Below are 11,773 nucleotides of genomic sequence, written 5' to 3'. Positions count from 1 at the left end.
GTATTTTGTTGTTTGGTATGGTGGTGGAAGGCAGTTCTTTGCGGGTGGCTTTTAAAGAAATTCGAGAATTAAATACAGAGAAACTTTCCTTACTAGCGTTTTTAAAGGAAAGTCGTCACAGTGAAATCTTGATTATCTTTACCGAAGACTTTTGTGCGGTAGTAGGTTTGTTAGTGGCCCTTTTTGGCACGATTTTAACCATGGTTACCGGCAATGCCTTTTTCGATGCGTTTAGTGGTTTATTGATTGGCTTATTGTTGATGCTGGCAGCTTTGTTTTTAGCCCGAGAATTTTACAGCTTGATTGTAGGGGAAAGTGTGACGGCAGGAGATTTAGCAAAAATCAGAGCAGCTTTTGTGCGACCAGAAGTTAAACAACTGCTAGACTTAAAGACGTTGCATTTATCTGCTGATGAAGTGATGATTGCTGCTAAAATTGATCTGGTGGACAAGGAAGAAGGGGCTGCTTATCGAATTATTAATGAAATTGAAGCAAAAATCCGCAAACAATTAGCGGATAAACGGGCTTATATTTACATTGAAGTCGATGAGTATCAAGCGGATTATAAACCCCATAAATAACACTTCTGTTTAGAGATTTCCTTGATTTGACCAAGAAATCCACGGTAAAAGGTAGCGTATTTGCTAGGCTTTTGCTAAAATGGACGAGGACTATTGAATAGGAAAGAAGGAGTAACATGATTTCAGCAAGTGATTTGCGTGCCGGGATGACATTCATCCAAGACGGAAAATTGATTAAAGTACTCGATGCGAGCCACCATAAACCAGGTAAAGGGAATACCGTAATGCGTATGAAATTACGGGATGTACGGACTGGGGCAACTTATGATACAACGTTAAGACCCGATGAAAAATTCGAAAAAGCGCACATTGATACTAAAAATGTGCAATATCTTTACACCATGGATGACATGGGCTTCTTTATGGATACAGAAACTTACGAACAATACGAAATTCCTTTGGAGACCATTGCTGACGAAATGAAATACATTTTGGAAAATATGGAAGTAAAAATTCAATTTTACGGTAGCGAAGTGATTGGTGTGCAATTGCCATCTACTGTGGTATTGCGTGTTGTGGAAACTCAACCATCGATTAAAGGTGCAACCGTAACAGGTTCTGGTAAACCTGCTACAATGGAAACTGGTTTGGTAGTAAACGTGCCAGACTTTATCGAAGTGGATGAACTCTTAGAAGTCAACACTGCTGAAGGTACTTACGTAAAACGAGCAGGTAAATAATTCAATTTAAAAAGCGGAAAATCCTGATTCATTCGGGATTTTCCGCTTTTTTACTATCTTGATCTAACTATGTTGGGCCTTGTGAGTTCACTCAGTCTTTCTTAGTTTAAAAATGTTTTTGTAAGGAATAAATCGTTTGTCCGCGACTGAAGACAGCCGCTACAGCACAGACAATAAAGAAGTAGGGCAAGTATTCAAAACCAAAAACTTCACCACCGATAAAGATTGGTGCCAATAACGTACTAGTGGCGCTGCCAAAGACAGCCGCATAGCCTAGGGCAGCTACTAAGACTAAAGGCAAACCAAGAAGCTGAGCTAAAATGATGCCTAAAGTCGCGCCAATGGTGAACAAAGGGGTAACTTCACCGCCTAAAAAGCCTACGCTAATAGTTAAAACAGTTAACAATAATTTAAAGAGCCAATCATAGAGGTAAATCTTTTCTCCGGCAAAACTCATATCAATAAGATTGGTGCCTAGACCAGCATAACGTCCTTGATAAAGAGCAATCATTAAAATTGTCACCAAGACACCACCGATTCCAATTCGTTTTACGGGATTGGGAATTCGATTTTGGAAGAAAGCTTTGCCCCAACTTAACAGTTTGGCAAATAATGCACCGGTTAGGCCAAAGAGCACCCCTAGAAGCAGTAATTGTAAAAATAAGGTCAAAGTCAGGTTTACGGGTACCTTTAAGGCAAAACTAAATTTTTCTAAACCTAGTAAGTGGGAAACGTTACTGGCGATAAAAGAGGCTAATAAGGAATTGAGTAAGGCTTGGTATTTTAAGCGGCCTACCACTAATAATTCCAAGGCAAAAAAGGTGGCGGCAATGGGAGTTTGAAAAAGTCCGGCAAATCCTGCGGCCATACCAATGACGATTAAATCACTGGCATGTTCTTCTAAGTGAAACTTACGTCCAAACCAGTTGGCCACCGTAGCCCCTAATTGGACGGCGACTCCTTCTCGGCCTACACTGCCACCAAACAAGTGGGACAACCAAGTACCGCTCATAACAAAAGGAATCAGGCGTAGTGGAATTTCATCGTCATCTTCATGACCTACTAAGAAGACTTGACTCATTCCCCCCAGACTTTTGCCACCATATTTTTGGTAGAGAGCGGTAAAAAGCATCCCTGCAATGGCTAGAAAAGGAATCAAATAGAAAAAATGTTGGCTACGAAAGTCTGTCACCAAGAGCAGTACACGACCAAAAAGGGCATCTAAACCGCCAGCGATGAGACCAATCAGGAGACTAAGGAGGAGCAATAGGATTTTTTTTCGGGTAATTTTCATAGGAGAACCTCACTTCTGATAATTTTATGGTAGAAATTGTTGTTATGTAAAATAAGAAAGGTGCAACGAACTCGTTTAGCTTTCAAGAATTAAGGAGAAACCAACACCTGATCTCTTTACCAAGAAGAAGTTTTGACTTAATTTTGAGAAGAGCTAGTTCGTGAAGCCAAACATAGTCTACAAAAAAATGACTCCTGCCCAAAAAAGAGGCAGAAGTCATTAGCAATTTCATTGCGGTTTCAGTAAATACTGAGGGAGACATCATTCCCAGATAACAAAGAAAGTATCTAATAAGCTGGCATGTTTGTCAAGAAATTTTCTTTGGATTTTCATCAGGTGCGCAATTTTTTGCAAGATGATCCACTAAATAGCGCTCTTTTTGACGGCGAGTTAGTTTTTTGAAAGCAGCTTCGGCTCGGGTGGCGTCTACACGATTAGTAAAATGTTCTGCGTGAATCATCTTTAAGGGACGACGGCTGGCAGGATGAGTGTATTTGGCACCAGTGCCGGAATTGTGTTCATTAAGACGTCGGCGTAAATCAGTAGTGTAGCCACCATAAAAGCTGTTGTCTTTACAATGAAGCACATAAAAGTAATGATCACTGGCGGCCATAAAGCATCTCCTTAATGGCTGAAGTGTATTTGCCATCAGTGCCATAAGTCACTAGCGGTGGGGCAACTTTAAAGCCTTCTGTTTTGCCATCTTTTATTCCTTCAATTAACAAAATATTGGCGTCTTTGCCAGCTTTTGGGTAAACGAATTGGACGCGTTTCGGCGCAATTCGATAAGTTTGCATCAATTCTAGAATCTCTAAAAAGCGCTCGGGACGATGGACCATGGCAAAACGACCATTCATCTTTAACAATTGGCTAGCTGTTTTTAAAACATCTGTCAAACTAGCGTGGATTTCGTGGCGGGCAATGGCCAAGTGGGGATTGGGATTTTTACTATTGGTGGGTAAGTCCTTGAAATAAGGGGGGTTACACAACAATAAATCCACAGAATCTGCTGGGACTGCTTGAAGGCTGTGTTTTAAGTCCAGATTGTGCACCGTAACTTGCTCTTCCAGCTGATTTAAAGCCACACTGCGCTTGGACATATCCGCTAAACGCTCTTGGAGTTCAATCATCTCGATCTGTCCTTGGGTTTTGCCGGCGATAAAAAGGCCCACTGCGCCGTTGCCAGCGCAAAGATCAACAATTTTCCCTCGTTTAGGAATGCGGGGGAAATTCGCCAATAAGACCGCATCCAAAGAAAAAGAAAAGACATCCGGGCTTTGGATGATTTTTATGCCTTCTGCGTATAATTGATCAATGCGTTCACCAGGAAGTAAATTCACAGGTCCGCCTCCTAATTTTGTAGTTTTGGTTAGGTTTTAAGTGGTTAAGCGTACATTTTCAGCAAGTTGTATTATACTATTGAAGGTCAAGAGAAGCAAAAGAGAAAAATTACTTGTCACTGGCTGAAAATTTTTGCATACTAGAATCAGTTGTGTAGATGAATGTAGGAAGGAAGATCACATGTTTTATTCGTTTATTCGAGGACTGGTCAGAGGACTACTCTTCTTGTTAAATGGACGAGCGGATTATCAAAATCGTCAAGCACTCCCCGAAAACACTAATTATATTTTAGTTGCCCCCCATAGAACGTGGTGGGACCCTTTGTACATGGCTTTAGGGGCTTCCCCGAAAAAGTTTTCTTTTATGGCCAAAGAAGAACTGTTTAAAAATCCCATTTTGCGTTTTATCTTAACTCACTGTAACGCATTTCCTGTGGATCGAAAAAATCCTGGACCCAGTGCGGTGAAAACGCCGATTAAGTTATTGAAAAACACGGACTTGAGTTTGATCATGTTTCCTAGTGGTACCCGTCATTCTTCCGAGTTAAAAGGTGGTATGTCTTTAATTGCCAAAATGGCGAAAGTACCCATTGTCCCTTGTGTGTATCAAGGCCCTGTGACTTTTAAAGGGTTACTGGCCAGAAAAAAAGTGGTAACGCGTTTTGGTGAGCCTATTGATATTTCCGACATTAAAAAAATGGACAAAGAGGGCTTAGCAGAAGTTGAGCGTCGCATTCAAAGCGCTTTTGATACTTTAGATAAAGAGATCGATCCGAGTTTTACTTATCAAGCAAAATAAGAACAGACGGTGCCTTTTGAAATGGAGGTGCCGTTTTTATTTTAGATTGATCAATTCATAGACACCCTAGCTGCTTTCTATCTTCTGAGCTGTTTCTTGCTGCGACTGGCCTCAACTTAATTGCGAAAAAGTGATATAATGGCGAGAAGGAGTTTTTTTGAAAGGACTGACAAGATGCGCTTTTTACATACAGCAGATTGGCATGTGGGCAAGAAATTTAGCGGCTATGATCTATTAGCCGATCAAGATAAAATTTTGGACCAGATTATTGAGTTGGCCATAAGTGAAAAAGTCGATGCAGTGGTGTTAGCAGGCGATCTCTATGATCGAGGAGTCCCCCCTACTGAAGCGGTGGCTTTGCTGAATCAGAAAATTTGTTCTTTGAATTTAGAAGCGAAAATTCCTTTATTGGCGATTTCTGGTAACCATGACAGCGGAGTGCGTTTGGAAGTGGGCAGTCCTTGGTTTAGTCAGACGAACTATCACTTACATACTCGGATGGAACAAGCTTTTACTCCGGTGGTTATCGGTGACACCCAGTTCTTTTTACTGCCTTATTTTGAACCCATTGCAGCTCGTTTGTATTTTGAAACAGACGTAAAAAATATTGCTGAGGCTATGGTTTTAGTGATTGATAAAATCAAAAGCGCCTTTGATCCCGCTTTACGCCATGTGTTAGTGACTCATTTTTTTGTGGCGGGCTCCATGCGTAGTGATTCAGAGATCAAAGTAGAAGTTGGGGGCTTAGATAGCATTCCTTCAGAGTTGTTGGCAGATTTTGATTATGTCGCTTTAGGCCATCTTCATGGGAAAAATGCCATCAAGCATCCTAAAATTCAATACAGTGGCTCTCCGTTAAAATTTTCCTTATCTGAGGCCAATCAAGAAAAAGGCGTCTTTATTGTGGATACTACAGCAAACAAACGACATTTTTTACCCTTAGTGCCTGAGCATGAGGTACGAGTGTTAAAGGCTTCTTATGAGGAATTGCTTGATCCGGCTTTTTATCAAAATCAGCAACGAGAGGATTTTTTACAAATTCAATTAACGAATCGGGGAATCATTCCCAATTTAATGAATACTTTAAGAGAAATCTATCCCCGGGTTTTAGGCTTGGAACGCGTAGCAGGAATGAACAGACAACAAGTTGCCACAACCCTTCGTAAAACGCAATCACCGGAAGAATTAATGGGAACTTTTTTTGAAGAGATGACTGGTGAGAAATTAACCAAGAGACAAACAGAATGGCTTAATGAAAGTCTAAGTGCCCAAAATCAAGAATAGGAGGTAGGGTCTTGCAACCGCAAAAATTAACGATGAAAAATTTTGGCCCGTTTATCTATGAAACGGTAGACTTTAGCGCTTTTGACGGACAAGGTTTGTTCTTGATTAGTGGCAAAACCGGATCGGGTAAGACGACGATTTTTGATGCCATGACCTACGCCTTATTTGGGCAAACCTCAGGTAAGCTCCGACAACCTAAAGAAATGCGCTCAAGCTTTGCTTCTGTAAGCGAGGCAACAGAAGTGTCTTTTACCTTTGAACACGGTGGCTTTTCTTATGAAATCACCCGCCAACCGGAACAAGAACTTAGCCGTAAAAGAGGAGCCGGAACCACTCGTAAAAGTGCTAAGACTCGCTTGGTGATTTTTAATCAGGCCGGTCAAGAACAACAGGAGCTGACTAAAGGCGTAGACAAGTACATTCAAGAGTTGCTCCACTTAACAGCAGAGCAATTTTTTAAGATTATTATGTTACCTCAAGGGGAATTTCGTAACTTTTTGGTAGCTTCCAGCACGGATAAAGAACAAGTCCTGCGCCAACTTTTTGATACGCAACTGTATCAAGAAATCAATGAATGGTTGAAAACTAAAGCCAACAAAGGAGCGGCTACTCTTGCTACTTTAGAAGTGAAAATGGCGGCAGTGGCGGAACATTTCCAATGGCAAGAACCTAAGGAGTACCACTCTTTTACTGAATTGCCTGACTTATGGGCGGCAGATTTGGCTCAATTAAGTGAGGAAAAAGAAAGATTCGCACAAAAGGTTCTCACAGCCCAAATAGCAGAAAAAAAAGCGGAAGCCGCTTTTTACCAAGGACAAGAACTTCAAAACAGCTTTGATGAGCAAGCACAGTTGGCGGTGCAATTCCAAGCATTAACAGCTCAAGCTAGTGAGTTGGCAACTGTGGCTGATAAAATCAACAGGTTACATTGGGCCCAAGAGCACCAACATATCTTGACAGCTAAAATTCAGCGACAAACGGATTTTGAAGAGTGTCAAAAGCAGGTGGAAAAATCCACGGAGCAACTGGCTGTTTTAGAAGAACAAAGAATTTCTTGGGAGGCAAAAGCTGTTGAAATTGAGGAAGAGAAAGCGGCATTAAAGAACTTAAAAAGTCAGTTAAGCCAAAAAGAATTACTATTGCCCTTGGCAGCCCAACAAGAAGAATTGACTACTAATGCCAACAAGGTGGCCGCAAAGCTAGCAGAAATCAAGGCAGCACAAAACCAGTTGCAAAAGCAAATTACTGAATGGACGATTAAAAAGCAAAACTTGGAAAAACAGGTAGCTAAAGAGTCAGAATTACAAACTATCCAACTGCAATTGGCCCAGCTGACTATTCAAAAAGAGCGCTTAGTAGAATTAGCCACTGCAGCTAGCCACCATGAATTAGAACAAAAAAATGCCCAATCACAGCTGGACACTCACAGCTTAAAAGTGAATGATTTAAATGCTGAAGTAGCAAATATCAAAAAACAATTGGCGCAATTAAAAAGTCAACAAGCAGCTTTGATGATTGCCCGGCTGTCTTTGGATTTATTGCCAGGAGAACCTTGTCCAGTCTGCGGTTCCACAGAGCATCCGAAAAAAGCTAGCGATTTTTCGGAAAGTGATTTGGTTCAAACTGAAATCCAATTGCAAGAATTAGAGTCAGCAGGAAAAAAAGCAGAGCAAGAATTAACTAAAGCTCAGACTCAAGTGGAACAAGATGAAAAAATGCTCGTCCAATTAACAGCTAAAAATAAAGAATTACTTGCACAAAAAGAAGAGAGCTTGCAACAATTTCGTCAGGCATTAAGTAGCTTTGTAGAAGAAGTCCCTTTAACTTTGGCGGAAAATGTGGACTTATTTTGTCATTTAGAAGCTCAAGTTATCAATGAGTTAGCTCAGTTGAAAATAAGCAAAGAAGAACTCGTTGTGATAACGAATGAAGAACAAGAACTCACGACAAAAGAACGGGATCTCGCTATAACAGAGCAACAAGAAGTAGCGAATGCCAGTCGCCTAGAAGGAGAGTTAGCCGGCTTAAAACGTCAATTAGGCACTGTCCAATTGGCAGAATTAACCACAGTGGTGACAGAATTACGAGAAGAAGTGGCAGAAAAAGAGACTAAAATCCAAGACTTTACTTTAGCAGGCCAAAACTTGCAACAAGAACTAGTGGCCTTAAAAGCTACCTTAAGTCAACAAGAGCAACAAGCATCCCAAGCGCTAATTCAAAAAAAACGTGGGGAAGAAAAACTCCAGCAGTTGTTTCTCACAAGTGAAGGGCCGAAAGATGAAGCGGCTTTTCAAGAATTGGTAGCAAACCTCAGCGCTTTACCTGAGTTACTCACCAAAAAAGATGACTATGATAAGCAACTGGATTATGTTAGTCGCAGTCAGGAAAAACTAGCCAAGTGCCTCACTAATGCCCAAGTGCCAGATATGGAAGCTTTGGAAGCAACACGGAAAGTAGCCCAAGAAAACACTAGTGCAGCACAAAAAAAATTGGCGACTTGTCTGGCTCAATTAGAAAATAATCAACAAGTACAAAAGCAACTCTTGCAGTTAATTGCTGAAAATGAAGCCCAAGTGGCCCAACAAAGTGAATTAGTCCAATTGGCTGATACCATGAATGGTAAAAATCGGTATAAGACCAGTCTGGAACGTTACCTCTTGCAAAATTATTTAGAAGAAGTGCTTCTTGTGGCCAATGAACGTTTATTACGGCTTACAAAAGGACGCTATCAATTCCAATTGGCAGATAAAGAGGCTGGCGGTCGAGGAGCTAAAGGATTAGATATGGATATCTATGATGATAATTCTGGGCAAACCCGGCGAGTGCAGACGTTATCAGGTGGCGAGAGTTTTATTGCCGCTCTGGCTTTGGCTTTATCACTGGCTGATGTGATTCAAAATCGAGCTGGGGGAATCGCCATTGAAGCTTTGTTTATTGATGAAGGCTTTGGCTCTTTAGATGAAGACTCTTTGGAAATGGCGTTAGAAGCTTTGAGTATGATTGAAACAGAAGGGCGCTTGATTGGGATTATCAGTCATGTGCAAGAATTAAAAGAACGGATTACCCGCAAGCTTTTGGTCAAAGCGCAAGGTAGCGGGCAAAGTGTCATCGAATTTGTGGAATAATGTGGCATAATAAAGAGAAGACTAAGACGGTCGTAGTGGATTTGTAAATCGGAGGAACGCAGAATGAAATGGAGTATTCCAGAAAAAGTCATTGAACGTGGGCGCCAGTATGTAAAAGAAGGGCGAGTATTGTCGGTGACCCCGGATGCGGTAAATAATGTTTGGCATGGGGAGGTTCTAGGTAGCGAGCTATACTTAGTGGACTTAGATGCCACGGCTAAGGAAGAAGATTACTGCCAGTGTATGTATTGGGAAGAACACCATTATTGCAAACATACAGTAGCAGTCGAACTCTATTTGCGCCAAAAAGGCAAAGGTCGTCGGATTAAAAGTGACGATTTGGTTAAAGCTGCGGATTTTTCACCTTCTGAAATGTTTTCCAGTGGCTTTGCCCACGTTCGGGTGAGTCAAGAAAAGAAATACGAGGCGCTTCAAGTCCAATTTCAAATTGATGCCATTGAAACCAATCCTTTTCATCCAGAACTGGCGGTTTTGGGCATTTCTTTAAAAGTCGGCTATCGAAATCAAAGTCGTAACTACGTGGTGAAAAATATTTACCGTTTCTTGCAAACTTATCAAGAAGAAAAGAAACTTTTGGTTAATAAACAATACCAGTTCCAATTAGGGGAACCAGCCTTTTCGGAAGGGGAAAATCAAGTCTTAAAAGAGTTGGCTGGTTTGGCTGCTACTCAAGAATTAGTCGGCCAATCGGGGATTTTAAACAAAGGTAAACTGGATAAAAAGTACTTGTTGTTACCAGTAGCGTTAGGACGTCATTTACTAGAAGAAATGGGTCAGTTATCTGGGTCAATTCAACTTGATGGGACAAAGATTGCTCCGATTACTTTTTACGAAGGGCGGCCGTTACATTTTTCCGTGAAAAAAGTGTCAGAAGGCTTTTTATTAACTTGTGACCAAGGTTTTGATGCTGTGTTCAGCCATTACAATTGGGGGGTAGTGAATCAGAAGCTCTATGCCCTAACCCAGCAACAATTGGACATTAACTTAGTCTTAGAACAGCTGTTAAAACGGCTGTCTGCTCCGGAAATTCTTTATCCCCAAAAAGAGCTATCCGTGCTCTTTATGCAAGTCTTACCTCTCTTACGTAAATTAGGAGAAGTAGCAGTGGAAGAAGCCGTTTATGAATACATCAGCGACCAGCCTTTGACCATTCAATTTATCTTGCGCAAAAAACAAGGAAAAATCCAAGTACAACTAGATTGCCATTATGGAGAGATCGTTTATTCCAGTGATCCTAAACATGAAAAATTGCCTGAAGCTGGTCAAGGGGAGGTCTTGCGGGACTATCAAAAAGAAGAACGCGCCCGTCATCTCTTACAACAACTAGGCTATCGGTCGAATGAACGGGGTTTTGAAAAAGAGTTGCCTACAGGGATTGGGATTTTTGATTTATTTACAAAAGAAGTTCCCGCTTTGCGTCAACTAGGAGAAGTCCTCATGGGCAAAAAATTGCGGGAATTGTACTTAGATGCTAAAAATCATCCTCCACAGCTAACCGTGGATCAAAGTGGTTCTTGGTTGGACATTCAATTTGACATTTCTGGCATTGACCAAAAGGAAATCGATGCCGTGTTAGCTAGTTTATTGGCCAACGAACGCTTTTATACGTTGGCAAATGGTCAGATTATCACCTTTGACTCTGAAGAATTCCAAGAAACCACTGCTGCCTTGCAGGCCATTCGTGATCAATTAACCACAAAAAATGGCAAAATACAGCTCCCACTATCCCAAAGTCTCACTTTAGAAGACCGTTTGGCAGGAGAACATGTGACGTTTTCTGAAGCCTTTCATGGCATGGTACAGGATTTATTACATCCAGAAGAGTTTCCAGCAAAATTACCTAATCACCTCAATGCCGACTTAAGGAGCTACCAAGTGACAGGCTTTCGTTGGTTGAAAATGTTAAGCCATTATCATTTTGGGGGAATCTTGGCCGATGAAATGGGGCTAGGGAAAACCTTACAGGCGATTACTTATCTCTTATCGGAAAAACAAGAAGGACAGCTCCAAGGCCTGATTATTTCGCCAGCTTCACTGACCTATAACTGGCAACAGGAATTTCGACGTTTTGCCCCAGAATTAAAGACTCAGGTGGTTTCTGGAAATCAAACAGAGCGTAGCCGTCTACTAGCAGAAAAAGCAGATGTGTATATCACCTCCTATGCTAGTCTGCGCCAAGATATTGAAGTTTATCGAGAACGCTTGATCACTCATTTAATTTTAGATGAAGCCCAGATGGTCAAAAATAGCACTACTAAAACGGCTCATGCCCTGCGTTCTTTGACGATTGACAAGCGCTTTGCCTTGAGTGGTACGCCGATTGAAAATAATTTAGAAGAACTCTGGTCGCTTTTTCAAATGATCATGCCGGGCTTCTTTCCAACGCGACAAAAATTCCGGGAATTAAGTCCTGAAGAAGTGGCGAAGATGATCAAGCCCTTTGTCCTACGGCGAGACAAAAAGACAGTTCTCCATGATCTACAAGATAAACGGGAGCGAAATTACTACAGTGGCCTAACTCCAGAGCAGAAAACCGTCTATCTGGCGTATTTGCACCAAATGCAAGAGCAGATCAATGGGATGGATTCACAAGCCTTTCGCAAAAATCGCATTGGTATTTTAGCTGGTTTGACCCGCTTGCGACAAATC

At 41.4% G+C, this 11,773-nt stretch carries 9 protein-coding genes and 1 riboswitch; of the genes, 6 read left to right on the top strand and 3 right to left on the bottom strand.

Annotated elements, in window-relative coordinates; translation table 11 throughout:
• Positions 1–581: cation transporter (locus tag AB5754_RS12040; protein WP_368259617.1), on the top strand; the 581-nt coding region annotated here is incomplete at its 5' end.
• A gap of 116 nt (positions 582–697) precedes the next feature.
• Positions 698–1,261, top strand: a complete 564-nt coding sequence (gene efp / locus AB5754_RS12035) for an elongation factor P (protein WP_368251623.1) — start codon at positions 698–700, stop codon at positions 1,259–1,261.
• 106 nt (positions 1,262–1,367) lie between these two features.
• On the opposite strand, the gene AB5754_RS12030 is transcribed toward efp, so the two are convergent.
• The 3 genes from AB5754_RS12030 to AB5754_RS12020 all read right to left on the bottom strand — a co-directional run bounded on the left by AB5754_RS12030 (position 1,368) and on the right by AB5754_RS12020 (position 3,895).
• Positions 1,368–2,555 (bottom strand): chloride channel protein, encoded by a 1,188-nt coding sequence (locus AB5754_RS12030; RefSeq protein WP_368251622.1) that lies wholly within the window; start codon positions 2,553–2,555, stop codon positions 1,368–1,370.
• Positions 2,556–2,758: 203 nt separating this feature from the next.
• Positions 2,759–2,833: riboswitch (Fluoride riboswitch) on the bottom strand.
• Positions 2,834–2,862: 29 nt separating this feature from the next.
• Positions 2,863–3,168 carry a GIY-YIG nuclease family protein gene (locus AB5754_RS12025; RefSeq protein ID WP_368251621.1) on the bottom strand — a complete coding sequence of 102 codons (306 nt, stop codon included), beginning with the start codon at positions 3,166–3,168 and terminating at the stop codon, positions 2,863–2,865.
• Positions 3,155–3,895 (bottom strand): tRNA1(Val) (adenine(37)-N6)-methyltransferase, encoded by a 741-nt coding sequence (locus AB5754_RS12020; RefSeq protein ID WP_368251620.1) that lies wholly within the window; start codon positions 3,893–3,895, stop codon positions 3,155–3,157. Before AB5754_RS12020 ends, AB5754_RS12025 begins: the two co-directional genes overlap by 14 nt.
• A gap of 181 nt (positions 3,896–4,076) precedes the next feature.
• On the opposite strand from AB5754_RS12020, the gene AB5754_RS12015 reads away from it, so the two are divergent.
• The 4 genes from AB5754_RS12015 to AB5754_RS12000 all read left to right on the top strand — a co-directional run.
• Positions 4,077–4,694, top strand: coding sequence for a lysophospholipid acyltransferase family protein (locus AB5754_RS12015; RefSeq protein ID WP_368251619.1), 618 nt, complete (start codon positions 4,077–4,079; stop codon positions 4,692–4,694).
• A 174-nt stretch (positions 4,695–4,868) separates the two neighbouring features.
• Positions 4,869–5,978, top strand: a complete 1,110-nt coding sequence (locus AB5754_RS12010) for an exonuclease SbcCD subunit D (RefSeq protein ID WP_368251617.1) — start codon at positions 4,869–4,871, stop codon at positions 5,976–5,978.
• Between the two features lie 11 nt (positions 5,979–5,989).
• Positions 5,990–9,103 (top strand): AAA family ATPase, encoded by a 3,114-nt coding sequence (locus tag AB5754_RS12005; protein ID WP_368251616.1) that lies wholly within the window; start codon positions 5,990–5,992, stop codon positions 9,101–9,103.
• A 63-nt stretch (positions 9,104–9,166) separates the two neighbouring features.
• Positions 9,167–11,773: SNF2 helicase associated domain-containing protein (locus AB5754_RS12000; RefSeq protein WP_368259616.1), on the top strand; the 2,607-nt coding region annotated here is incomplete at its 3' end.

The sequence above is a fragment of the Enterococcus sp. 2201sp1_2201st1_C11_2201SCRN_220225 genome (assembly GCF_040925905.1).
Taxonomy (GTDB): domain Bacteria; phylum Bacillota; class Bacilli; order Lactobacillales; family Enterococcaceae; genus Enterococcus_C; species Enterococcus_C asini_A.
Note: the sequence above shows the minus strand (reverse complement) of the source record. Positions and strands in the feature narration are given on the sequence as shown.